The 263-nt window shown below is 65.8% G+C and carries 1 protein-coding gene; it reads right to left on the reverse strand.

Going from position 1 to position 263, the window contains the following annotated elements; genetic code table 11:
• Positions 1 to 263: hypothetical protein (locus SB772_RS42245; RefSeq protein ID WP_410838806.1), on the reverse strand; the 263-nt coding region annotated here is incomplete at both ends.

The following is a 263-nucleotide window of genomic DNA, read 5'->3' on the forward strand; positions in this document are numbered from 1 at the left end:
GGGCTCGTCGTTGATTCTCGCGGGCGCGTTCTCGCCGCCGCTTTCCGCGCGCCAGTAGGTCGAGCCGGGATCGCCATCGAAGCGGCCGAGGAACGCCTCACGCTTCACGCGCGCTTCGAGTTGCACGCCGACCCGACGGTTGTTCGCGGGCTCGTTCGAATACTTGAGCGCGATGTTCGGATCGTGTGCGTACTTCAGCTTGCCGATCGAATCCGAACTGGGCATGGGTTCATAGGACGCCGCGCCGAGCCGTCCGCCGCCAT

Origin of the sequence: Paraburkholderia sp. SIMBA_030 (genome assembly GCF_046535245.1) — a bacterium.
Classification (GTDB): Bacteria; Pseudomonadota; Gammaproteobacteria; order Burkholderiales; family Burkholderiaceae; genus Paraburkholderia.